The sequence below is a fragment of the Mesorhizobium sp. M0496 genome, from assembly GCF_040321205.1.
In the GTDB taxonomy this organism is placed as follows: domain Bacteria; phylum Pseudomonadota; class Alphaproteobacteria; order Rhizobiales; family Rhizobiaceae; genus Mesorhizobium.
This window is the reverse complement of the sequence record NZ_JAMYRC010000003.1, coordinates 211,960-234,537: the sequence shown is the minus strand read 5'-3', so window position 1 is coordinate 234,537 and position 22,578 is coordinate 211,960. Positions and strand designations below refer to the sequence as shown.

Annotated in this window: 20 protein-coding genes; 12 read left to right on the top strand and 8 right to left on the bottom strand. The window is 61.9% G+C overall.

Features of this window, described 5'->3' with window-relative positions:
* Positions 1–2 precede the first annotated feature (2 nt).
* Positions 3–2,654 carry a type I DNA topoisomerase gene (gene topA, locus NKI73_RS05995; RefSeq protein WP_352627925.1) on the bottom strand — a complete coding sequence of 884 codons (2,652 nt, stop codon included), beginning with the start codon at positions 2,652–2,654 and terminating at the stop codon, positions 3–5.
* 368 nt (positions 2,655–3,022) lie between these two features.
* Positions 3,023–3,400: a COG4315 family predicted lipoprotein gene (locus tag NKI73_RS05990; RefSeq protein WP_352627924.1), complete on the bottom strand. Its 378-nt coding sequence runs from the start codon at positions 3,398–3,400 to the stop codon at positions 3,023–3,025.
* A gap of 196 nt (positions 3,401–3,596) precedes the next feature.
* Here NKI73_RS05990 and NKI73_RS05985 point away from each other — a divergent pair, with 196 nt between their 5' ends.
* The 6 genes from NKI73_RS05985 (at position 3,597) to NKI73_RS05960 (ending at position 9,506) form a co-directional block, all read left to right on the top strand.
* Complete coding sequence (locus NKI73_RS05985) at positions 3,597–4,343, top strand: cytochrome c biogenesis CcdA family protein (RefSeq protein WP_352627923.1); 747 nt, start codon at positions 3,597–3,599, stop codon at positions 4,341–4,343.
* An 81-nt stretch (positions 4,344–4,424) separates the two neighbouring features.
* Entirely contained in the window at positions 4,425–4,619 is a 195-nt protein-coding gene (locus NKI73_RS05980) for a hypothetical protein (RefSeq protein WP_352627922.1), read from the top strand.
* A gap of 1 nt (position 4,620) precedes the next feature.
* Entirely contained in the window at positions 4,621–5,163 is a 543-nt protein-coding gene (locus NKI73_RS05975) for a hypothetical protein (protein ID WP_352627921.1), read from the top strand.
* A gap of 135 nt (positions 5,164–5,298) precedes the next feature.
* Positions 5,299–6,657, top strand: a complete 1,359-nt coding sequence (glmU, locus tag NKI73_RS05970) for a bifunctional UDP-N-acetylglucosamine diphosphorylase/glucosamine-1-phosphate N-acetyltransferase GlmU (protein WP_352627920.1) — start codon at positions 5,299–5,301, stop codon at positions 6,655–6,657.
* A gap of 178 nt (positions 6,658–6,835) precedes the next feature.
* On the top strand, positions 6,836–8,659 hold the full coding sequence (gene glmS, locus NKI73_RS05965) for a glutamine--fructose-6-phosphate transaminase (isomerizing) (RefSeq protein WP_352627919.1): 1,824 nt from the start codon (positions 6,836–6,838) through the stop codon (positions 8,657–8,659).
* Positions 8,660–8,750: 91 nt separating this feature from the next.
* Positions 8,751–9,506, top strand: coding sequence for a DUF502 domain-containing protein (locus NKI73_RS05960; RefSeq protein WP_352627918.1), 756 nt, complete (start codon positions 8,751–8,753; stop codon positions 9,504–9,506).
* Here the strand turns inward: NKI73_RS05960 and recG are convergent.
* Complete coding sequence (recG, locus tag NKI73_RS05955; protein WP_352627917.1) at positions 9,458–11,566, bottom strand: ATP-dependent DNA helicase RecG; 2,109 nt, start codon at positions 11,564–11,566, stop codon at positions 9,458–9,460. The genes NKI73_RS05960 and recG overlap by 49 nt on opposite strands.
* Positions 11,567–11,658: 92 nt before the next feature.
* Here recG and NKI73_RS05950 point away from each other — a divergent pair, with 92 nt between their 5' ends.
* From NKI73_RS05950 to NKI73_RS05940, 3 genes are all read left to right on the top strand, one after another.
* Entirely contained in the window at positions 11,659–11,946 is a 288-nt protein-coding gene (locus tag NKI73_RS05950; RefSeq protein WP_352627916.1) for a succinate dehydrogenase assembly factor 2, read from the top strand.
* 72 nt (positions 11,947–12,018) lie between these two features.
* Positions 12,019–15,519: a transcription-repair coupling factor gene (gene mfd, locus NKI73_RS05945; protein ID WP_352627915.1), complete on the top strand. Its 3,501-nt coding sequence runs from the start codon at positions 12,019–12,021 to the stop codon at positions 15,517–15,519.
* Between the two features lie 213 nt (positions 15,520–15,732).
* Entirely contained in the window at positions 15,733–17,106 is a 1,374-nt protein-coding gene (locus tag NKI73_RS05940) for a class II 3-deoxy-7-phosphoheptulonate synthase (RefSeq protein WP_352605358.1), read from the top strand.
* A gap of 69 nt (positions 17,107–17,175) precedes the next feature.
* On the opposite strand, the gene NKI73_RS05935 is transcribed toward NKI73_RS05940, so the two are convergent.
* The 3 genes from NKI73_RS05935 to NKI73_RS05925 form a co-directional block, all read right to left on the bottom strand.
* Positions 17,176–17,943: an RES family NAD+ phosphorylase gene (locus NKI73_RS05935; protein WP_352627914.1), complete on the bottom strand. Its 768-nt coding sequence runs from the start codon at positions 17,941–17,943 to the stop codon at positions 17,176–17,178.
* The gene (locus NKI73_RS05930; protein WP_352627913.1) at positions 17,903–18,277 is read right to left on the bottom strand and encodes an MbcA/ParS/Xre antitoxin family protein; all 375 of its coding nucleotides are present in this window, start codon (positions 18,275–18,277) and stop codon (positions 17,903–17,905) included. The genes NKI73_RS05935 and NKI73_RS05930 overlap by 41 nt, the downstream gene beginning before the upstream one ends.
* A gap of 98 nt (positions 18,278–18,375) precedes the next feature.
* Positions 18,376–19,446 (bottom strand): GGDEF domain-containing protein, encoded by a 1,071-nt coding sequence (locus tag NKI73_RS05925; RefSeq protein ID WP_352627912.1) that lies wholly within the window; start codon positions 19,444–19,446, stop codon positions 18,376–18,378.
* A 370-nt stretch (positions 19,447–19,816) separates the two neighbouring features.
* On the opposite strand from NKI73_RS05925, the gene NKI73_RS05920 reads away from it, so the two are divergent.
* The 3 genes from NKI73_RS05920 to NKI73_RS05910 all read left to right on the top strand — a co-directional run bounded on the left by NKI73_RS05920 (position 19,817) and on the right by NKI73_RS05910 (position 21,363).
* Positions 19,817–20,233 (top strand): GFA family protein, encoded by a 417-nt coding sequence (locus tag NKI73_RS05920; RefSeq protein ID WP_352627911.1) that lies wholly within the window; start codon positions 19,817–19,819, stop codon positions 20,231–20,233.
* Positions 20,234–20,314: 81 nt separating this feature from the next.
* Positions 20,315–20,674: a diacylglycerol kinase gene (locus tag NKI73_RS05915; RefSeq protein ID WP_352627910.1), complete on the top strand. Its 360-nt coding sequence runs from the start codon at positions 20,315–20,317 to the stop codon at positions 20,672–20,674.
* A gap of 101 nt (positions 20,675–20,775) precedes the next feature.
* On the top strand, positions 20,776–21,363 hold the full coding sequence (locus NKI73_RS05910) for a hemerythrin domain-containing protein (RefSeq protein WP_352627909.1): 588 nt from the start codon (positions 20,776–20,778) through the stop codon (positions 21,361–21,363).
* Between the two features lie 2 nt (positions 21,364–21,365).
* Here NKI73_RS05910 and NKI73_RS05905 read toward each other — a convergent pair whose 3' ends face one another.
* Positions 21,366–21,953: a DedA family protein gene (locus NKI73_RS05905; protein ID WP_352627908.1), complete on the bottom strand. Its 588-nt coding sequence runs from the start codon at positions 21,951–21,953 to the stop codon at positions 21,366–21,368.
* Entirely contained in the window at positions 21,950–22,510 is a 561-nt protein-coding gene (locus tag NKI73_RS05900) for a DUF1003 domain-containing protein (protein ID WP_352627907.1), read from the bottom strand. Before NKI73_RS05900 ends, NKI73_RS05905 begins: the two co-directional genes overlap by 4 nt.
* Positions 22,511–22,578: the final 68 nt, after the last annotated feature.

The window sequence follows — 22,578 nt, the reverse complement described above, 5'->3', positions numbered from 1 at the left end:
TCCTATCCTTTTTTCTTCGCGGCCGGCTTCTTCGCAGCCGGCTTTTGGGCCGCCGTTTTCCTGGCTGCCGTTTTCTTGGTCGTCGGGGCCTTGGCCGCTGCCGCCTTGCGGAACGGCTTCTTGCCGCCGCCACCCTTGGCTTCCTTCTCGGCAATCAGCGCAAGCGCGTCCTCTATGGTCACCGATTGCGGATCCCTGCCCTTGGGCAGGGTGGCGTTGACCTTGCCGAAATTCACGTAGGGTCCGTATTTGCCGTCGCGTACGACGATCTTGCCGCCGCCATCGGGGTGCTCGCCAAGCTCCTTGAGCGCAGCGGCAGTGCCGCCATTGCGGCCGCCTTTGCCCTTCAACTGCTTCTCGGCGATCACCGACACGGCGCGGTTCAGTCCGATCGAGAACACGTCCTCGATGCTGTCGAGATTGGCGTAGGTGCCGTCATGTAGGACGAACGGGCCGTAGCGGCCGAGCCCGGCCGAGATCATCTTGGCCGTTTCCGGATGCTGGCCGACATCGCGCGGCAGCGACAGCAGCGCCAGCGCCTTCTCGTGATCGATCGATTCTGCCGTCCAGCCCTTGGGTAGGCTGGAGCGCTTGGCTTCCTTGCCGTCGCCGCGCTGCAGGTAGGGGCCGAAGCGGCCGCTCCGCAGCGTGATTTCCTCTGACGTATACGGATCCTTGCCGATGACCTTGGTGCCGTCTTCGCTGCCGCCATTCTCGCCGTTCGGATTGGCGGCGTCGCCGAGTTGGCGGGTGAAGGAGCATTCGGGATAGTTCGAGCAGCCGACGAAGGCGCCGAACTTGCCGAGTTTCAGCGACAGATTGCCGGTGCCGCATTTCGGGCAGATGCGCGGATTGGAGCCATCCTCGCGCGCGGGAAACACCAGGGGCGCCAGTTCCTCATTGAGCGCATCGAGCACGTCGGTGACGCGCAGCTCCTTGATGTCGCCGACGGCGCCCGAAAAATCCTTCCAGAAATCGCGCAGCACATCCTTCCAGGCGAGCTTGCCGTCGGAAATCTCGTCGAGCTTTTCCTCAAGGGACGCGGTGAAGTCGTACTCGACGTAGCGCTTGAAGAAGCTTTCGAGAAAGGCGGACAGCAGCCGGCCCTTGGCCTGCGGCACGAGCCGGCGCTTGTCGATGGTGACGTAGTCGCGATCCTCGAGCGTCTTCAGGATCGCCGTGTAGGTAGAAGGCCGGCCGATGCCGAGCTCTTCCAGCTTCTTGATCAGCGAAGCCTCGGAATAACGCGGCGGCGGCTCGGTGGTATGCTGGGTCGCATTGATCGCCTGGCGGGCAAGCTGCTCGCCGGCGCGGATTTCGGGCAGGCGACGGTTTTCCTCGTCTTCCGCGTCATCTTCCTTCTGGTCGGTGTAGGCGGCAATGAAGCCGTCGAAGCGAACGACCGAGCCGATGGCGCGAAGCTCGGCTGTGCGCGCACCGTTGACCGCCTCGATTTCGGCGGTGGTGCGCTCGATCTCAGCCGGCTGCATCTGGCTGGCGATGGCGCGCTTCCAGATCAACTCATAGAGGCGCATCTGGTCGGAATCGAGATATTGCCTGACCGATGCCGGAGTGCGCATGAAATCCGTCGGGCGGATCGCTTCGTGCGCTTCCTGGGCATTCTTGGCCTTGGTCGTGTAAAGGCGTGGCTTTTCCGGCAGGTATTTCGGGCCGAATTCCTTGGCGATTGCATCGCGTGCGGCGTCGATCGCCTCGGGTGCCATCTGCACGCCGTCGGTTCGCATATAGGTGATCAGGCCGGTGGTCTCGCCGCCGATCTCCATGCCTTCATAGAGCCGCTGTGCCACCTGCATGGTGCGGCTGGCCGAGAAGCCAAGGCCGGATGAAGCGGCCTGCTGCAGCGTCGAGGTGGTAAAGGGCGGGCCGGGATTGCGCTTGGTCGGCTTGGCTTCGACCGACACGGCCTTGAAGGTCGCGCCTTCGAGCATCGTCTTGATGTCGTCGGCCTGCGCCTTGTTGGAAATGTCGAGCTTTTGCAGCTTCTTGCGGTCGAAGGCGGTCAGCCGCGCTTCGAAATTCTCGTTGCGCGGCGTGCCGAGCAGAGCTGATATCTGCCAGTATTCCTCGCGGATGAAGCGCTCGATCTCGGATTCGCGGTCGCAGACCAGACGCAGTGCAACCGACTGGACGCGGCCGGCCGAGCGGGCGCCCGGCAGCTTGCGCCACAGCACTGGAGACAGCGTGAAACCGACGAGATAATCCAGCGCCCGGCGGGCGAGATAGGCATCGACCAGCGGCGCATCGATCTGGCGCGGATTGGCCATTGCTTCCAGCACCGACGATTTGGTGATGGCGTTGAAGACGACGCGGCTGACCGGCTTGTCCTTCAGTGCGCGCTTCTGCTTCAGCACCTCCAGCACATGCCAGGAGATGGCTTCACCTTCGCGATCCGGATCGGTGGCGAGGATCAGGCCGTCGGCATCTTTGACCGCCTTGGCGATATCGGCAAGCCGCTTACCCGAGGCGGTGTCGACCGCCCAGGACATGGCGAAATCCTCGTCCGGACGCACCGAGCCATCCTTGGCCGGCAAATCGCGGACATGGCCGAACGAGGCCAGAACCTTGTAGTTCTTGCCGAGGTATTTGTTGATGGTCTTTGCCTTGGCCGGCGATTCGACGACGACGACGTCCATGAGGTCTCATATCAGCTGTGGTGCGGCAGAAGAATTCCGCTGCGCGCGACGAAATCTCGTTCTATTTGTCGCTCACATGGCCGCGCTTTTGCATCCGGTCAAGGGGAAGCGCCCAAATTGCGGGGCCCTCCGCAGCAATACACTCTTAGAGTGTATGGAGAAAATCACAGAATTTGGATTGCGGCGATGGCGGGCCCGAGTCGTCGGAAAACGATGCGATTCATTTTTCCGCCGAGTCGCAGAAACGCCGGCTGGGATATCGCATGAGGGCGGCGCTATGACAGGTTGTTTGGTGCTGGCCGCCGGGTTTGGAGGGACACCCGGCAGCCGACCGAAGTTCCGCCAGCGGCAGAACCCGGATTGAGAAGCTAGTCGGCCTTGACGATATGCCAGACCTCGCCGACACCATCTCCGGTGACATCGCCGGGTTTCTTGTCCTTGATGAAGGTATAGACCGGCTTGCCGTCATAGGCCCACATCTTGGTGCCGTCGGTGCGGTCGACAACGCTCCATTCGTCGTCCGCCTTGGCGCCGGCTTCGGCCTTCAGCGGCGGCCAGTTGGTGGCGCATTTGTCGTAGCAGTTGCTCTTGCCCTTCTCGTCCTTGTCATAGGTATAAAGCGTCATGCCGTTGGCGTCGGTGTAGATCTTGGTGCCATTGACCTCGGCTTCCTTCCACGCATCGGCGGCGAAGGAGGCAGCGGTGCTGAGCAGAAGCGCTGCCAACCCTACGGTTATGGTTTTCATGAAAATCTCCCTGACTGATATCTGGAGACGCGCGGGAAATCGCGGCCTCACTGTATCAACGCCTGCGGACCGTCGTTTCTTCCCCGGCAGAGCGTCGGCCAGGGATGATCAAGGGATGATCTTGCCAACACAATGGTGATTGGTGGACAAGGCTGCGCGTCGCTATATCGGCGTAACGGTATTGGAGTTCTCGGAAATGGCATTGGACATCGGCTATGTCAGCGCGGTCGGGGCGGGGGCGATCTCGTTCCTGTCGCCTTGCGTGCTGCCGCTGGTGCCACCCTATCTCTGCTATATGGCAGGCGTCTCGGTCGACGATTTCCGCGGCAATGCGGGTGCGGCGGCGCGCGACGGCGCGCGCGGTGCGCTGCTCTACTCCTCGATCGCCTTCGTGCTGGGCTTCTCGACCGTCTTTGTCGCGCTGGGCGCCGGCGCCTCGACCATCGGCCGGCTGCTGCGGGTCTGGCAGGAACAACTGGCGATGGGCGCCGGTGTGCTGATCATCCTGATGGGCCTGAACTTCCTCGGCATCTTGCGCATTCCGCTGCTGTCGCGCGAGGCGCGCTTCCAGTCGCAGGGCAAGCCGGCAAGCGCGATCGCCGCCTATGTCATGGGACTGGCCTTCGCCTTCGGCTGGACGCCGTGCATCGGCCCGGTGCTGGGACCGATCCTGACGCTGGCCGGCGGCCGTGAGACGGTGGGCGAGGGCGCGCTGCTGCTTGCCGCCTATTCGCTCGGCTTGGGCATCCCGTTCCTGATCGCCGCTCTGTTTTCCGGCGCCTTCATGCGCTTCCTCAGCAAATTCCGCGTCCATCTCGGCCGCGTCGAAAAGGCGATCGGCGCGCTGCTGATCGTCGCCGGCGTGTTTTTCCTCACCGGTGGCGTGCAGACCGTGTCGTATTGGCTGCTGGAGAATTTTCCTGTGCTGGGACGGCTGGGGTAGGCGACCATGTTGGTTTGCTATTAACCTCTTGATCGCGGTTAGAATAAAATACAAAATACGGCAGGTGGAGGGACCCTTCAAATGCTGAAAGGCTTGTTTGATAGCGTTGCCGGTTTCGCAATTTTTTTGTTGATGTTGGTTATATATTTTCCCGGCGGAACCATCATCATGGCGCTGTCATGCAATTCGCGCAAACTTGATGGTTGGGATTGGGTGCTTTCCGTCATCATTCCTGGATTCGGACTGCTGAAGTCCTTTTTTTCTTCTGCGTGCTGAAATGCTGCTTGGTAGAATTTTGACGTTAATTTTTCTCGTCATGTCATCTGCTTCGAGTGGCGCGGAATCTCATAGCTGTCTTATATCAGTCGATAAAAAGGAACTAATAGAATCGGTCCTATGTGGCCAAGCGGCCAAAGAGCCCGAGTATCAACAATTCGGCCCAGGCTGCTTCAAACGATCAATAGAAAAGCGCTTAGAAGACAGTGCTGCTCAGATCTATATGTATAAGCTTTGCGGAGACACAAAGTTTTCAAATGAAATGCTTGAAGGAAACGTGAGAGCTTTGGAGTTTATGGAGCTGCTGGCGCCTTGCGTTTCAGAATCCGTCGACATAAGGGCCGTGATGGATGATCGATATCAATTCGTCGAACGGAAGGCCGCTGGGCTAACGTGCACCTCGGATACTCGAGCGTTGCTTTCGCAACGCCGCGCTTTTTTTGAGGGCTTGATCGCCCAAAGCCAAGACGAGTCGCTGGTCATTAAGATTCTTAGCAGGTTGCGAATACGGTTGGATGACCAAGGTAATCTCGTTGATGACTGAGTTTCCGTCCTCCTCCGTCGGTTGACAAAGTTCCGGCAGTTCTTCCCGTCTCACCCGAATTTAACCGCATTGGTGCAGCATGGCGCCACTGCTAGCATGCTTTGATTCCCAACCCTTTCATATGGTTGTCCATCCATGAGCCAGAGATCCTGCCTGTCCGTCATTCTCGCCGCCGGCGAGGGCACGCGCATGAAGAGTGCGCTGCCCAAGGTGCTGCACCAGATCGCCGGGCTGCCGATGGTTGCGCATGTGGTGAAGGCGGCCGAAGCCGCCGGCGCCGGCAGCCAGGCGCTGGTGATCGGACACGGGGCGGACGAGATGCGCAAGGCTGCCCAAAAATTCGCGCCAAAGGCCGAGACCTTCGTGCAGGAAAAGCGCCTTGGCACAGCGCACGCGGTGTTGGCCGCGCGCGAAGCGATATCAAAGGGTTATGACGATATCCTGGTGATGTTCGGTGACACGCCGCTGATCGACGCGGATGCGCTCATCGTGGCGCGGCTGAAACTGGCGGAAGGTGCTGCCGTCGTCGTCATCGGTTTCCGTCCGCCCAATCCGATCGGCTATGGCAGGCTGATCGAAAAAGACGGCAAGTTGGTCGCCATCCGCGAGGAGAAGGATTGCTCGGAGGAGGAAAAGAAAATCACCTTCTGCAATGCCGGCATGATGGCGGTGGCCGGTGCGCACGCGCTGAACCTGCTCGACGCGGTTGGCAACAAGAATGCCAAGGGTGAGTATTACCTGACCGACATTGTCGAGATCGCCGGCGCGCGGGGGCTGGACGTCGTAGCCACTGAAGCCAGTTTCGAAAGCGCGCTCGGCATCAACAACCGCGCCGAACTGGCGCAAGCCGAGGGCATCTGGCAGGCGCGCCGCCGCCATGAGGCAATGCTGTCGGGCGTGACCCTGATTGCGCCCGAGACCGTGTATTTCTCGCACGACACCGAAATCGGCGCCGACACCGTGGTCGAACCCAATGTCTGGTTCGGCCCAGGGGTGAAGATCGCAACCGGCGCCAAGATCCATGCCTTCAGCCACATCGAAGGCGCCACCATCGCTTCGAATTGCGATGTCGGGCCGTTCGCGCGGCTGCGGCCGGGTGCCGATCTCAGGCAAAAGGCCAAAGTCGGCAATTTCTGCGAGGTCAAGCAGGCTGTCATCGAGGAGGGCGCCAAGGTCAATCACCTGACCTATATCGGCGATGCGCGGATCGGCGCGGGAGCCAATATAGGCGCCGGCACCATCACCTGCAATTATGACGGATATTCGAAGTTTTTCACCGACATCGGCGAGGGCGCCTTTGTCGGCTCGAATTCCTCATTGGTGGCGCCAGTCACCATAGGCAAGAGCGGCTATATCGCCTCTGGCAGCGTCATCACTGAAGACGTACCTGAAGACGCGTTGGCCTTCGGCCGAGCCCGCCAGAAGACGATCCCCGGCAAGGGCAAGGAGCTGCGCGAGCGGTTTGCTTCGGCCGCTGCTGCGAAGAAAAAGTAAGCCCGGCCTTGCAAAAACGCGAACGAATGCAGTAACGGGATTGCAAGAGCGGTCTGTCATAGTGCATCGACAGGAATAAGCGTTCCGTTACACGGGACGAAATGCAATGTGACTTTCGCGGTAGGCCGGCCATCCCTAAATAGCGCTGGTTTTCCATGGGGAATCGGGGGCTGTCTGCATGTGCGGTATCGTTGGAATCGTCGGCCACTCGCAGGTTGCGCCGCTCATCGTCGATGCGCTGAAGCGGCTCGAATATCGCGGCTATGACTCGGCCGGCGTCGCCACCATCGAGCACGGCCAGCTTGCCCGCCGCCGCGCCGAAGGCAAGCTGATCAATCTCGAGCGCCGGCTCAAGGACGAGCCGCTCGACGGCACGATCGGCATCGGTCACACGCGCTGGGCGACGCATGGCGTACCCAACGAGACCAATGCGCATCCGCATTTTTCCGACGGCGTCGCCATCGTCCACAATGGCATCATCGAGAATTTCGCCGAGTTGCGCGACGAACTGATCCGCGACGGCTATTCTTTCTCGTCGCAGACCGACACCGAGGTCGTGGCGCATCTGGTGGCGCGCGAACTTGCCAAGGGGCTGAAGCCAGTTGATGCCGCGCACCAGGCGCTGATGCGGCTGGAAGGCGCTTTCGCGCTGGCGATCATGTTCAAGGGCGATGAAGACCTGATCGTCGGCGCCCGCAACGGTCCGCCGCTGGCTGTCGGCCATGGTGATGGCGAGATGTTTTTAGGGTCCGACGCCATCGCGCTCGCCCCGTTCACCAATTCGATCACCTATCTCGAAGATGGTGACTGGGCGGTGGTGCGCCGCGACGGCGTCACCATCTTCGACATCGACGGCACAAAGGTCGACCGCAAGCGCCAGCAGTCTCTCTCGACCAGCTTCATGGTCGACAAGGGCAACAGGCGCCACTTCATGGAGAAGGAAATCCATGAACAGCCGGAAGTGATCTCGCACACGCTGGCGAATTATCTCGACTTTGTCGGCGGCGCCTCCAAGCCACTCGATCTACCTTTCGATTTCGCCAATATCGACCGGCTGGCGATTTCGGCTTGCGGTACGGCGTATCTCGCCGGCCTGATCGGCAAATACTGGTTCGAGCGCTACGCGCGGCTGCCGGTCGACATCGATGTCGCCTCCGAATTCCGCTACCGCGAAATGCCGCTGTCGAAGAACGATGCCGCCTTCTTCATCTCGCAGTCGGGCGAGACCGCCGACACGCTGGCCTCGCTGCGCTACTGCCGCAAGGCGGGGATGAAGATCGGCGCCGTCGTTAATGTGCGGGAATCGACCATGGCGCGCGAATCCGACGTCGTGCTGCCGACGCTCGCCGGGCCGGAGATCGGCGTCGCCTCGACCAAGGCGTTCACCTGCCAGCTTTCGGTACTGGCATCGCTGGCCGTGCGCGCCGGCGTGGCGCGCGGAACGATTTCGAAGGAGCAGGAAAAGATCTTCGTGCGCGAACTGTCGGAAGCGCCGCGCTTTGCCAACCAGGTGCTGAAGCTCGACCATCAGATCGAAAAGATCGCGCGTGAGCTCGCGCACTACAAGAACGTGCTCTATCTCGGCCGCGACACCAACTTCCCGCTGGCCATGGAAGGCGCGCTAAAACTCAAGGAAATCTCCTACATCCATGCCGAGGGCTATGCCGCGGGCGAACTGAAGCATGGCCCGATCGCGCTGATCGACGAGAACATGCCGGTCATCGTCATCGCGCCACATGACCGCATTTTCGAAAAAACCGTGTCGAACATGCAGGAAGTGGCGGCACGCGGCGGCAAGATCATCCTGATCACCGACAGCAAGGGTGCGGCACTGACGAGCGTGAAGACGATGGAGACGATCGTGCTGCCCGACGTGCCGGAAATCATCTCGCCGATCATCTACGCGCTACCGATCCAGATGCTCGCCTATTTCACCGCCGTGTTCATGGGCACGGACGTCGACCAGCCGCGCAATCTGGCGAAATCGGTGACGGTGGAATAGGCGCTTTTAAACAGGCGCCTTTAAAAACTTCGCAGTTCCAATACGCCCTCTGGTTCACTATGTTGCGCTGCAACCCGCGCCCCGGTGAACCATGTCCGATGCCCCCAAGACCTCCGGCGTGACCCGGCTGAGGAACTATTTCCTCACAGGCTTCGTCGTCTGTGCGCCACTGGCGATCACCGCCTATATCGCCTGGTCGTTCATCGGCTGGGTCGATTCCTGGGTGAAGCCCTATATTCCGGCTCGTTACAGCCCCGATACCTACCTGTCGTTTCCGGTGCCGGGGTTCGGGCTGATCGTCGCGTTGATCCTGATCACGCTGATAGGCTTCCTGACGGCCAACATAGTCGGCCGCGCCATCGTCAATTTCGGCGAGCGGCTGCTCGGACGCATGCCGCTGGTGCGCGGCATATACGGTTCGCTGAAGCAAATTTTCGAGACCGTGCTGTCGAACAAGGGCGACATGTTCCGCCAGGTCGGGCTGGTCGAATATCCGCGCAAGGGCGTCTGGTCGCTAGTGTTCGTCGCCAGCGAGAAGGAGACCGAGATCAACCAGAAGCTCGACCAGGCAGGCGATCCGCTGATTGCCGTCTTCATGCCCTGCACACCGAACCCGACCACTGGGTTCCTGATGTATGTGCCGAAGTCGGACATCGTGCTGCTCGACATGACGATTGAGGACGGCGCCAAGCTGATCGTCTCGGCCGGGCTGGTGGCGCCCGAGGTCAAGCAGATGGTTGTCGTGAACGGCGAGCCGATCGAGGGAATGCTTGCCAATCCGTCGATTGCCGCATTGGCTCAGCCGGCGCGCAAGAGCCGCACGGCCTCGTCGCGGCCGAACAAATAGAGCAACAGGCGCAACGCCTCGCCTCGGTCTGATTGCAGCTCCGGATCGCGCGACAGGATCAGCCTGGCGTCGTCGCGAGCAGCCTCCAGAAGATCGGCGTGCACCTCGATGCGTGCCACCTGAAAGCCTGGTGTGCCGGACTGGCGGGTGCCTAGCAATTCGCCTTCGCCGCGCAACCTCAGGTCCTCTTCTGCGATCAGGAAGCCGTCCTCGGTCTCGCGCATCACCGACAACCGGCGCTTCGCGGTTTCGCCGAGCGGGTCCTTGTAGAGCAGTACGCAGGAAGATGGCTTGTCACCGCGCCCGACCCGGCCGCGCAACTGGTGCAGTTGCGCCAAGCCAAAGCGCTCGGCATGTTCGATGACCATGACGGTGGCGTCGGGCACATCGACGCCAACCTCGATCACCGTGGTGGCAATCAGGATGCGTGTCTCGCCCTGCTTGAAGGCGCGCATCGCCTCGTCCTTCTCGGTGCCCTTCATGCGGCCATGGACAAGGCCGATGCGGTCGCCGAACAGCGGCTTCAGCGAGGCAAAACGGTCCTCGGCCGACATCAGCTTGATCTCTTCGGATTCCTCGACCAGCGGACAGATCCAGTAGATCTTCTGGCCGCCGGCGACGGCGTCGACCATGCGGCCGACCAGTTCGTCCAGCCTTTCCAGCGGCAAGGTGACGGTGCGGATCGGCTGGCGGCCGGCCGGCTTTTCCGTCAGCTTCGACACGTCCATGTCGCCGAAGGCGGTCAGCACCAGCGTGCGCGGGATTGGTGTCGCCGTCATCACCAGCATGTCTGGTGCATCGCCCTTGGCGGTGATGGCAAGGCGCTGATGGACGCCGAAGCGGTGCTGCTCGTCAATGACGGCGAAGACCAGGTCGTGGAAGGTCACGGTCTCCTGGAACAGCGCGTGGGTACCGACGACGATGTCGATCTCGCCGCCGGCCAGACCGGCCAGCGTGTCGGTGCGCTCGCGGCCCTTTTCGCGGCCGGTGAGAATGGCGATGCGCAGTCCGACCTTGGCGGCAAGCGGCGCGATCGTCGCCAGATGCTGGCGCGCCAGGATCTCGGTCGGCGCCATCAGGGCGGCCTGGCCGCCGGCCTCGACGGCACGCGCCATGGCGAGCAGCGCGACGACCGTCTTGCCGGAGCCAACGTCGCCCTGCAAAAGCCGCAGCATGCGTTCGGGATCGGCGAGGTCGGCATTGATTTCGGCCAGCGCAAACTCCTGGCTTGATGTCAGCGAATAGGGCAGTGCGGCGCGCAGTTTCTCGGCGATGCGACCATCGCCGACCAGGGGACGCCCGGACAGGCGGCGGACTTTTGCCCGCACCAGCGCCAGCGATACCTGGCCCGCCAGCAACTCGTCATAGGCGAGCCGCCGCCATGCGGCGCCGTCGATGGAGACGTCGATCGGATCTGCCGGATTGTGGATGCGTGCGAGCGCATCGCCAAAGGCCGCAAATGTGTGCCGGCGCATGAAGGCGCCGTCCTGCCATTCGGGAAATTCAGGCACGCGCGCAAGCGCCTGGCCGATTGCCCGGCGCAGCACCTTGCCTGAGAGCCCCGCGGTGAGCGGATAGACCGGTTCGACCAGCGGCAGGTTTTCCGCTTCGCTGGCCAGCGCAATATGGTCGGGGTGGACCATGCTCGGGCGGCCGTTAAACCATTCCATGCGGCCGGAGACCACGACATGCTCGCCCTCGGGCATTGCCTTTTCGAGATAGGAAGCGTGGGCATGGAAGAAGGTCAGCGCGATCTCGCCGGTGTCGTCATGGGCGTAGACCCGGTAGGGCACCGACCTGTTGCCGCGCGGCGGCGGCTGGTGGCGGTCGATGCGCACGTCGAGAGTGACGATCTGGCCTTCGGCCGAACCGGCAATACCCGGACGGCTGCGGCGGTCGATGACGGTGTGCGGCAGCACGAACAGAAGGTCGCCGGCGCGCGCGGCGCGATCACCGAGATCGGCGGCGACGACCTTCTCGATCAGGGCGCCAACCTTCGGCCCGACGCCGGCAAGCGAGGTGATCGGAACAAACAGCGGATCGAGGATGGTGGGGCGCATGATGTCAGCTTATGTCGCGGCGGTTACAGCGCAAGGCTGACAGCACCTTCTATCCACGCTATATGCGCCGCAGCAAGTGAGGATGCGGCACAATGACTGGAACGACGAGATCAAGCGAGGGGCTGGACGCCTGCCGCCGCAAGCTTCTGTTTCGCTCCTGGCATCGCGGCATGCGCGAGATGGATCTGATCCTCGGCACTTTCGCCGACGCTGAGATCGGCGCCTTGACCGGCGAGGAAATCGACCAATATGAGAAGCTTCTCGACATTCCCGACACCGAATTCCTGCCCATGGTCACCGGCGAACGCCCGGTCCCGGCGGATATCGATTGTGCCGTCCTGCAAAAGATCCTGGCTTTCCGCCACCCAATGACATTCTGAACACAAGCAATTCCAGGAAAAGTGCGAAGCGGTTTTCCGTTTGGAATTGCGATAAAACAAGACCGTGATTTCATGAGCCTCATTCCCACAATCGGTCTGCCGAAAGGCCGCGCCGGCCAATTCATCGTCGACGGCGTCGCCGATGGCTACGAAGCTTTCGCGCTGGTACAGGCGGCACTCGAGATCGCGCCGGACAAGCCGGTGCTGTTCGTGGCGCGCGACGGCCAGCGGCTGCCGGCGATCATCGAGGCGCTGTCCTTCGCGGCCCCCGGCCTTCCCGTGCTGGAACTGCCGGCCTGGGATTGTTTGCCCTACGACCGCGTCTCGCCCGGTTCGGACGCCGCCGCCAAGCGCCTGGATGCGCTGACCGCCATGATCGCGCTGGCGAAAAAACCGCATCGCGCCGTCATCCTCACCACCGCCAATGCGCTGCTGCAGCGTATTCCGCCGGCCGAACTGGTCGAGGCACAGACTTTTCATGCCAGGCCAGGCAACCAGATCGACATGAACGCGCTGGTGTCGCGGCTGGAGACGTCCGGCTTCGAACGCGTGCCGACGGTACGCGGCATCGGCGAATTCGCGGTGCGCGGCGGCATTCTCGACCTGTTCGCGCCCGGCTGGGCCGAGGCGCTCAGGCTCGACTTTTTCGGCGACACGCTGGAATCGATTCGTGTCTTCGATGCGGCCACCCAGCGCACCACCGGCCAACGCAAGTCGATGGCGCTGCAGGCGATGAGCGAAGTGGCGCTGACGCCGGAAACGATCAGCCGCTTCCGCCGCTCCTATATCGAAGCTTTTGGCGCGCCGCAGCGCGACGACGGGCTCTATGCGGCGGTCAGCGAAGGCAGGCGCTTCGCCGGCATGGAGCACTGGCTGCCGTTCTTCTACGAGCGGTTGGAGACGGTGTTCGACTATCTCACCGATACGCCTGTCGTCTTCGACCATCTGGCGCATGAGGCGCTGGCCGAACGCCGCACGCTGATCCTCGATCACTACGAGGCGCGCAGGAAGCAGGCCGATGGTGCCTTGAAGGACGCCGTGCCCTACAAGCCGGTGCCGCCGGACATGCTCTATCTCTCGCCGGAAAACCTGATCGCCTCGCTCGGGCCGCGTGAAGCGATCGATTTCACGCCCTTCGATGCTCCCGATGCCGGCGCGAAGAAAGTCTACCACGCCGGTTCGCGCCACAGCCGCAGCTTCGTTGAGGAACGCGCCGACCCGAGCATCAATGTGTTCGACGTCGTCGTCAAACACATCGCCGATGAGCGAGCTGCGCGCCGCCGCGTCGTCATTGCCGGCTGGACCGAGGGCTCGCTCGACCGGCTTGGCCAGATTCTCGCCGAACACCACCTCGGCAACCTCAAGCAGGTTGCAACGTTGGCAGAAGCCGAAAAGCTCGAGCCGGGGCAGGCGGCGCTCGCCGTGCTGCCGCTCGAATCCGGCTTCGAGACCGAAAAACTGGTCGTCGTCGCCGAGCAGGACATTCTCGGCGACCGGCTGATCCGGCGCTCGAAGCGCAAGAAGCGTCCCTCGGATTTCATTGCCGAAGCCTCGGCGCTGTCGGCGGGCGACGTCGTCGTCCATGCCGACCACGGCATCGGCCGTTTCATCGGCTTGCGCACCATCGAAGCGGTCGGCGCGCCGCATGATTGCCTGGAAATCCATTATGCTGGCGACGACCGGCTGTTCCTGCCGGTCGAAAACATCGAGCTTCTGTCACGCTACGGTTCTGACACAGCCGAGGCGACGTTGGACAAGCTCGGCGGCGGCGCCTGGCAGTCGCGCAAGGCGCGGCTGAAGAAACGCCTGCTCGACATGGCCGGGCAATTGATCCGCATCGCCGCCGAACGGCAGATGCGCGCCGCACCGGCGCTGGTGCCGGCCGAAGGTCTCTATGGCGAGTTCTCCGCCCGCTTCCCCTATGAGGAGACCGATGACCAGCAGACGGCGATCGACTCCGTGCGCGACGACCTTGGCGCCGGCAAGCCGATGGACCGGCTGATCTGCGGCGATGTCGGCTTCGGCAAGACGGAAGTGGCACTTCGCGCGGCCTTCATCGCGGCGATGGAAGGCTTTCAGGTGGCGGTGGTGGTACCGACAACACTGTTGTCGCGCCAGCATTTCAAGACGTTTTCGCAGCGCTTTTCTGGCCTGCCGATCCGCGTCGCCCAGGCCTCGCGGCTGGTCGGCGCCAAGGAACTGGCTGAAACCAAGAAAGGCATCGCCGAAGGCCAGGTTGACATCGTCATCGGCACCCATGCGCTGCTGGGGTCCGCGATCTCGTTCAAGAATCTTGGCCTGCTGATCATCGACGAGGAGCAGCACTTTGGCGTCAAGCACAAGGAACGGCTGAAGGACCTGAAGACCGATGTGCACGTGCTGACGCTGTCGGCGACGCCGATCCCGCGTACGCTGCAACTGGCACTGACCGGGGTGCGCGAACTGTCGCTGATCGCCACCCCGCCGGTCGACCGCCTGGCAGTGCGCACCTTCATCTCGCCCTTCGATCCGCTGGTGATCCGCGAAACGCTGCTGCGCGAACGCTATCGCGGCGGGCACTCCTTCTACGTGGTGCCGCGCATCAGCGATCTCTCAGAAATCCATGATTTCCTGAAAGAATCCGTGCCCGAGCTGAAAGTGGCGGTGGCCCATGGCCAGATGCCGCCGGGCGAACTCGACGACATCATGAATGCCTTCTATGACGGCCAGTACGATGTGCTGCTGTCGACCACCATCGTCGAATCCGGCCTCGACATCCCAACGGCCAACACGCTGATCATCCACCGCGCCGACATGTTCGGCCTTTCGCAGCTCTACCAACTGCGCGGCCGCGTCGGCCGCTCGAAGGTGCGCGCGTATGCGCTGTTCACGCTGCCAGCCAACCGCAAGCTGACCGACACCGCCGAGCGCCGGCTGAAGGTGCTGCAATCGCTGGATACGCTGGGCGCCGGCTTCCAGCTCGCCAGCCACGACCTTGATATCAGAGGCGCCGGCAATCTTCTGGGCGAAGAGCAGTCCGGCCACATCAAGGAGGTCGGCTTCGAACTCTACCAGCAGATGCTGGAAGAGGCCGTCGCCGAGGTGAAGGATTCCGGCGAGGTGCAGGACGGCGGCTGGTCGCCGCAAATCGCCGTCGGCACGGCGGTGATGATCCCGGAAAGCTATGTTCCGGACCTGCAGCTCAGGCTGGCGCTCTATCGCCGCCTCGGCGATCTCGAAAACACCGAGGAGATCGATGCTTTCGGCGCCGAGCTGATCGACCGGTTCGGCCCGCTGCCGGAGGAGGTCAAGCATCTCCTCAAGATCGTCTTCATCAAGGCGCTCTGCCGCAAGGCCAATGTCGAAAAGCTCGATGCCGGGCCGAAAGGCGTCGTCATCCATTTCCGCAAGCGTGAATTCTCCAACCCGGTCGGGCTGGTCCGGTTCATCGGCGAGCAGGGGTCGCTGGCCAAGATCCGGCCGGACCACAGCGTCGTCTTCGTGCGCGACTGGCCAACGCCCGAGAAGCGGCTGGCGGGCTCCGCGGTCGTCATGACACAACTGGCGCGGCTGGTGGAGAAGGCGGCGGCGTAGGGCAGGGATAGGACACCGCCTCGCCAGGCGGGCATTCGCCACGCAGCCAAATCCGGTCTAGAATAGGAAATCGGCTTCGTGTATGGAGCCGCGATCCCTTTATGGGGCGGGTTGGCGGGCGATGGCGCCCATTTGTTTGTTAGACGCAATTCCGGGCGGAAAACCGCTTCACACTTTTCCTGGAATTGCTCGGAAAGAGCGTTGGGTGCAGCGATGACGAAATGGTCGCCGAATTCTTGGAGAGCAAAACCGATCAAGCAGGTTCCTGCTTATCCGGACCTTGCCGCGCTGAAGACCACGGAAGCCCAGCTCGCGACCTTTCCGCCGCTGGTCTTTGCAGGTGAGGCACGCAAGCTGAAGAAGCAGCTTGCGGCCGTCGCTGCCGGTGACGCATTCCTTCTCCAGGGTGGCGATTGCGCCGAGAGCTTCGCCGAGCATGGCGCGGATAACATCCGCGACTTCTTCCGCGTATTCCTGCAGATGTCGGTAGTGCTGACCTTCGCCGGCGCACAGCCGGTGGTGAAGGTCGGCCGCGTAGCCGGCCAGTTCGCCAAGCCGCGTTCGTCCGACAACGAGACCAAGGGCGGGGTGACGCTGCCCAGCTATCGCGGCGATATCATCAACGGCATCGAATTCGACGCCAAGTCGCGCATTCCCGATCCTGCCCGCCAGGAGATGGCCTACCGCCAGTCGGCGGCGACGCTCAACCTTCTGCGCGCCTTCGCGCAGGGCGGTTATGCCAGCCTGGAGAATGTGCATAGCTGGATGCTCGGCTTCGTGTCCGACAGCCCGCAGGGCGAAAAGTATGAGTCGCTCGCCAACCGCATCACCGAGACGATGGACTTCATGAAGGCCGTCGGCATCACCTCGGAAACTAACTACGCCCTGCGCGAAACCGATTTCTACACCAGCCACGAGGCGTTGCTGCTCGGTTATGAGGAGGCGCTGACCCGCGTCGATTCGACCTCCGGCGACTGGTATGCCACCTCGGGCCATATGATCTGGATCGGCGACCGTACCCGCCAGCCCGACCATGCGCATGTCGAATATTGCCGGGGCATCAAGAACCCGCTCGGGCTGAAATGCGGCCCGTCGCTGACGCCGGACGGCTTGCTGGAGCTGATCGACCTGCTCAATCCCGAGAACGAGCCCGGCCGGCTGACACTGATCGCGCGCTTCGGTTCCGACAAGGTCGCCGACCATCTGCCGAAGCTGGTGCGCGCGGTGCAGAAGGAAGGCCGCAGCGTGGTGTGGTCTTCGGACCCGATGCACGGCAACACGATCGAGGCCGCCGGCTACAAGACGCGGCCGTTCGACCGCATCCTGAAGGAGGTGCAGACCTTCTTCGAGGTGCACCGCGCCGAAGGCACGCATCCGGGCGGTATCCATGTCGAGATGACCGGCAAGAACGTCACCGAATGTACCGGTGGCGCGCGCGCCATCACCGCCGAGGAGTTGCAGGACCGCTACCACACCCATTGCGACCCGCGCCTCAACGCCGACCAGGCGATCGAACTTGCCTTCCTGGTCTCGGATCTCTTGAAGAAGAGCCACCCGGTGCAGCACAAGCAGGCCGTCAACGGCTGAGCTTGATTTCGGCATGAATGGTTGACGGAAGAAGCGCTGGAGAAATCCGGCGCTTTTCTTTTGGTTGGTTCAGTGCCCGCGTTCCCACCGCAAGTTGGCGAGACGGTGGTCGGCAAAGGCGGTTCTGGAAAACTCGATCCGCTTTTCCGGAAATTCGCAGATCGCCTGAACGCCGAACGCGCCGAGGCGAATGCGCCATGTCCGCGGCTCCATCGGCTTGGCCTTGGCAAAGCCGCGGCAGGTCAGTAGCGCAATGTTGGCACCTTTGGGGTCGCGCGCCGAGCGGTAGCGGATCGCTTCCAGCCCGGCCTCGCGGGCGACATCGGCAATGGCTTGGCAGGCCGCGTAGTCGGTCGGATGTATCCATGTAGCCGCGTCGCGATCAAGCGGCTTCCGGGTGAGATCGATTGCCCCAGCGCATTTAATCGCGGCGGCAAAGGCCGTGTATTCGGCGGCATCGCTCGGCCAGGGTGTTTCGGGCGACTCGGCAAAGAACAGCAGCCGGTAGAAGGCCATTTCGGCCACCGCGGTCATCATGGTCTCGGCCGCATAGTAGACGCCCTTGGTCCTGCCGGCGCGGCGGAAGCGTGAGCCATGCGGATAGACCGAGCCGTAGCGGAAGGGCGTCGTCAGGAGATAGTGGAGATGGCGGCATTCGACGGGAATCTGTGGTTTGGTTTCCTCGATCAGGTCTTCCAGCATCTCCTGCTCGTCGAGTGTGTCGACGATTTTCAGCGTCGAGACATGGTGCTGAGCCTCGACCATGCGCCAGTATTTGCCGTCGATGCCGACGGCCTCAGACGAGCGCGCGTCGGGAGTCCAGATAGGCGATGACATCGACAAGTCCGGTGATGGTGAGGATTTTTTCAAGCGGAGCGGCGTCGAACGCCGTGTTGGCGTTCTTCAGCCATGCCCGGGCGACAGCCGCGTCGCCGCCGACAATGGCGTCGAGCGAGCGGAACAGCCTGACGAACAGCACGGCGAGCTCGAATGGCTTGGTGCCGCGCTCGAGCAGGAATTCGTCCCTGCGCATGCGCGAAACCGTGGCCTCCGAAACGCCTATTACCGAGGCCAGCATCCTGGCGGTGATGTCCAGCAGATCGGCCGCGCGCAGCGTTGCCTTGGTCAGGACTGCATTATCGGCTGTCTTGGCAGCGGTTTGAGGTTGCATCGCGTCGTTTTCCTATTTCTATAGAAAATATAGCCCACAGAAATTCACATGGAAAGGGGTGCGCGCAAAACAATCCGCAGAGGCGATCGACGGGAGGCTCAGTCCTTCTTGTAGAGCAGCCAGCTTTTGCCGGCCCGGCCGGCCATCGTCGAGTGCTTGGTGACGCGGTTGCGGCCGCTGACCTTCGAGCGATAGAGCGCCCGATCGGCCTTGGTGTAGAGATCTTCCGGCCCCTCGGCCTCGGATGCCATGCAGATGCCCATCGAGACGGTGACGGTGCCGTAGTTGGTGCCGGTCTGGCTGCTGGTGAACGCCGTCTGCTCGATGAGGGCGCGAATGCGCTCGGCGATCTCGTAGGTGGCGTCCTCGCTAGCGCCCTCGATGATCAGCGCGAACTCCTCGCCGCCGGTGCGGGCAACGAACATGTCGCCGCGAATGCTGGTCTGGAAAATGTCGGCGATGATCTGGATGATCTTGTCGCCGACCGGGTGGCCGTAGCGATCGTTGATGTCCTTGAAGCGATCGATGTCGGCAAGGACCAGGGCGTTGAACAAGATACCCTTGTTGCTGTTGTAGATCCTGGTGATTTCCTTGTCGAAGGCGCGGCGATTCCAGATGTGGGTCAAGGGATCGGTATCGGCCAGCCGCTTGTACTCTTCGAGCTTCGACTTGACGCTCTCGAGTTCGGCCGTCTTGTCGCTGAGCATCGATGCCACCTGCCGGCCGTGATCGATCGTCGAATTGGTGGCAGTCGCCATGGCGCTGGCGATCTTTTGCAAAAGATCCTGGGACAGGAGGCTGCGGCCGCTGAGCCCGCTCGATGTCTCATCGAGGATCCTGCCGTATTTCTCGATGTGGCTGCGCTCGCTCCGCAACAGCGAAGCGACCGCCTCAAGCTCCCTTGCAATGACGTCCCTGGCATGCTCGACGATGCCGGGACCATGGTTATGGGCAAAGAAAGTGCGCCCGATCTGGTCCAGTTCATCCTGTGTCGGCCGGTTGCTCAGCGAAACGACGGCGAGGCTGAGGTCGCGATTGGTGCCGCTCAGTGCCTCGTAGAAGATCTCGTAGTTGCGCGGCAGGCCGAGCACACCCAGTTGGCGCATTGTGGCGACAACCGTGGCTGCGATGTCGGTGCTTCGTTCTGTCGGGGCTGCTGCCGGCTGCATGTTCTGATCACTCTTCCCCTCGGATCCCGCCGCAGAGTTTGCGGGTTCCATGTGTCGCCGACCTGGGGAATGCTACCCGATAGTCCAGAACAATTTGCGAAGAGACGCGTCCCCACCTACGGCCTTCGCTTGCCGTGACTATAAATGCGCCCGCGCTAAAGTTTCCTTAATTTAAAAAACCGGAGAGGTGACAACGCCAGTTTGATGGCGCTGAATCCGGAATTCGCGCATTGCACTCTCAAAAATGAAACTGAATTTCGGATTCGCCGCGCCAGCACATGTCGCATTTGCTTGCGCGTGGCCACCGCAAAGCTGGAATCCTGATGGCGATGCTCGGGCCAAGCAGAGTTTTCTTCAAGAAGGGGTCGACATGAGCGACAGTCATCGAGGATCGTGTCTGTGCGGAGCGGTCCGCTTCAGAACGCACGGAGCGCTACGTGGCGTCGTCTATTGTCATTGCTCGCAATGCCGCAAGCAGAGCGGACATTTCTACGCCGCGACCAATGTTGCCAACGCCGACATCGTGATCGAAGGCACGGAAAGCATCACCTGGTACGAGGCATCCGCCTTCGCCAGGCGCGGTTTTTGCAAAGCGTGCGGGTCGGTGCTGTTCTGGAAGCCGCGAGACCAGGACTACATTTCAGTCATGGCGGGGTCGTTCGACAAGCCGACAGGCCTTGAGGGCGAATGCCATATTTTCGTCGGCGACAAGGGCGACTATTATTCGATCGACGACGGCCTGCCACAGTTTGAAAAATCGACACCGTCCATACCGGTCGCCGAATGATTCTTGGAAAAATCGCCTTATTTCGTTGATCTGGCCAGCAATTGCATTATCCCGTGCCGGTGATTCGGAAAGGGGTTTGGCATGCAGCGGCTGATCGGCGCTTATTTCAATTCGGTGCGGGCGTTTCGCAAGCTGGCCGCCGGCGAGAAGGCTTTCCAGCAGGAACTGGTGCTGCTTGCGCTTGCCTTGCCGCTCGGCTGGTTCGTTTCGATCTCATGGCGCGGCTATGCCTTGTTGATCGGCGCGGTGCTGCTGCTGATCCTGGTCGAAGTGCTGAACACCGGCATCGAGGCGGCATGCGATGCCTTCAGCCGCGAGTTCAATGTCGACATCCAACTGGCGAAGGACTGCGGTTCGCTGGCGGTGCTGATTTCGGTGCTCATCGTCGCCGGTGTCTGGGGCATCGCCATCATCGAGCGGATCACGGGCCTACCGATCTAACACTTCGGCTCCTATATGACGGTTACCCCGACCTGATCCCGCCCCAGATTCATTCCGAAAAGTGGTGTCGACTTTTCGGGATCATGGTCTGAGGAAATGTCATGTATGAGGCCACAAAAACTCTGCTTCTCGAACGAGCTGGACTGCCGGACGATCTGCGCTGGCTTGCTGAGAAATACCCGCGTGAAAACTGGCAAGGCCATGCCAACATCCACGGCATCGCCAATATGTGGCTGCAGCGGCACGACATGTTCCGCGAACTCGGCGGCATGCTGACCAACGGTATCGGCGACTACCGCGAGGGCAGGCTGACGGCCCCCGACTTCGCGCGCTGGTTCGCGCCGCGCCTCAATCATTTTCTCGGCAATCTCGACGGCCACCACAATGTCGAGGATTACCAATATTTCCCGGTCTTCACCAAGGCCGAGCCCCGGCTGAAGCGCGGCTTCGAGATACTCGATGCCGACCATCACTCGATCCACGAAGGGCTGGAGCGCAATGCCGAGGCGGCCAACGCCTTCATCAAGACGCTTCAGGAGAGCGAGGACAGACAGCGCTTCGCCGCCGACGCCTATGCTAATGAAAACAGCCGGCTGATCGCCATGCTGAGCCGGCATCTTGCCGACGAGGAAGACCTTATCATCCCGCTGATCCTCGATCGGGGTGATGTGGCGCTCGGCGTTGATTGACGTCAGCTCTCCTTGGCGCGCTCTCTCTTGGCGATGTGACGGGCGACGAACCAAGCAAGGATCGCCACGGTCAGGCCGATGCCAAGCCCGACCAACAACCGTTCGTGACGCATGAACGCCTGGCCGATGAAGTGCTCGGCCCCCAGTCCAAAGACATAACCGATCGTGCCGAACAGCACCGCCCAGATCGCCGATGAAATGGCGTTGAGGATGACGAAGCGCGGCGCCGCGATGGTGGAAAGGCCGGCCGCGATGCCGCCGACCAGGCGCATGCCGTAGACATAACGGTTCGACAGCACGAAGATGTTGGGGTGCGAGTTAAGCAGGCGATAGGCGCGGCGGAAACCGGGCCGCTTGCTCAGTCTGACGACATAGGGATGGTTGGCAAAGCTTCGTCCAAGGATGAAGAAGAACGTGTCGCCGGCAAAGGCGCCAAGGGCTGCCGCGACAAAGGCGTGCCACGGCACGAAGACGTTCTGGTGGGCGAAGAAGCCGCCGAGGATAGCGGCACTTTCACCTTCGGCGACGCAGCCCAGAAAGACCGCGAGCAGCCCGTATTGTTCGATGAAATGATGGATCGCGTCGGTCATGAAGTCGACTGCGAAGACAGCCTTTCGTCGATCCGCTTGACGAGATCGGCCAGTCGCACGATCTCGTCGCGCATGCCGAGGATCTGGCCGTGGCGGAGTTCATCCAGTTTTTCATGCAGCGCCATGATCTCGATCTCGGCCTTGAGGTTGACCTCGTAGTCGTGGGCGGCGTCGATGCGGTCGCGCGCCGCCTGACGGTTCTGCGACATCATGATCACCGGTGCCTGCAAGGCGGCGATCATCGAGAGGACGAGGTTGAGGAAGATGAAAGGGTAGGGGTCGAACGACTCTCGCCCCAGCAGCCACCAATTGGCGCCGATCCAGAGGATCAGGAAGGCGATGAAGGAGAGGATGAACGTCCACGAGCCGCCGACGCGCGCTATGGCGTCGGCGATACGGTCGCCCGCACCCTGAAGACCGGCAAGATTGTCATTGATGTCCTGTGCTATGGGCTTGCGGTCGACGGTGCTTTGCAGCACCCGCCTCTCAAGCTCGCTCAAATTCTCCGGGTTTCGCCTCAGCCAGCGATTGGCCAGTTCGGGCACGGTCTTGTTCATGGATGTCTCCATACAAAGCATCGGCTTGGCAGCCTGGTTTCCATATAGGAAGATGCCGGTTCGTCAAA

Coding starts and splice junctions, on each gene's coding strand:
- topA (WP_352627925.1), bottom strand. CDS start 2,654: ATGGACGTCGTCGTCGTCGAATCGCCGGCCAAGGCAAAGACCATCAAC.
- NKI73_RS05990 (WP_352627924.1), bottom strand. CDS start 3,400: ATGAAAACCATAACCGTAGGGTTGGCAGCGCTTCTGCTCAGCACCGCT.
- NKI73_RS05985 (WP_352627923.1), top strand. CDS start 3,597: ATGGCATTGGACATCGGCTATGTCAGCGCGGTCGGGGCGGGGGCGATC.
- NKI73_RS05980 (WP_352627922.1), top strand. CDS start 4,425: ATGCTGAAAGGCTTGTTTGATAGCGTTGCCGGTTTCGCAATTTTTTTG.
- NKI73_RS05975 (WP_352627921.1), top strand. CDS start 4,621: ATGCTGCTTGGTAGAATTTTGACGTTAATTTTTCTCGTCATGTCATCT.
- glmU (WP_352627920.1), top strand. CDS start 5,299: ATGAGCCAGAGATCCTGCCTGTCCGTCATTCTCGCCGCCGGCGAGGGC.
- glmS (WP_352627919.1), top strand. CDS start 6,836: ATGTGCGGTATCGTTGGAATCGTCGGCCACTCGCAGGTTGCGCCGCTC.
- NKI73_RS05960 (WP_352627918.1), top strand. CDS start 8,751: ATGTCCGATGCCCCCAAGACCTCCGGCGTGACCCGGCTGAGGAACTAT.
- recG (WP_352627917.1), bottom strand. CDS start 11,566: ATGCGCCCCACCATCCTCGATCCGCTGTTTGTTCCGATCACCTCGCTT.
- NKI73_RS05950 (WP_352627916.1), top strand. CDS start 11,659: ATGACTGGAACGACGAGATCAAGCGAGGGGCTGGACGCCTGCCGCCGC.
- mfd (WP_352627915.1), top strand. CDS start 12,019: ATGAGCCTCATTCCCACAATCGGTCTGCCGAAAGGCCGCGCCGGCCAA.
- NKI73_RS05940 (WP_352605358.1), top strand. CDS start 15,733: ATGACGAAATGGTCGCCGAATTCTTGGAGAGCAAAACCGATCAAGCAG.
- NKI73_RS05935 (WP_352627914.1), bottom strand. CDS start 17,943: ATGTCATCGCCTATCTGGACTCCCGACGCGCGCTCGTCTGAGGCCGTC.
- NKI73_RS05930 (WP_352627913.1), bottom strand. CDS start 18,277: ATGCAACCTCAAACCGCTGCCAAGACAGCCGATAATGCAGTCCTGACC.
- NKI73_RS05925 (WP_352627912.1), bottom strand. CDS start 19,446: ATGCAGCCGGCAGCAGCCCCGACAGAACGAAGCACCGACATCGCAGCC.
- NKI73_RS05920 (WP_352627911.1), top strand. CDS start 19,817: ATGAGCGACAGTCATCGAGGATCGTGTCTGTGCGGAGCGGTCCGCTTC.
- NKI73_RS05915 (WP_352627910.1), top strand. CDS start 20,315: ATGCAGCGGCTGATCGGCGCTTATTTCAATTCGGTGCGGGCGTTTCGC.
- NKI73_RS05910 (WP_352627909.1), top strand. CDS start 20,776: ATGTATGAGGCCACAAAAACTCTGCTTCTCGAACGAGCTGGACTGCCG.
- NKI73_RS05905 (WP_352627908.1), bottom strand. CDS start 21,953: ATGACCGACGCGATCCATCATTTCATCGAACAATACGGGCTGCTCGCG.
- NKI73_RS05900 (WP_352627907.1), bottom strand. CDS start 22,510: ATGAACAAGACCGTGCCCGAACTGGCCAATCGCTGGCTGAGGCGAAAC.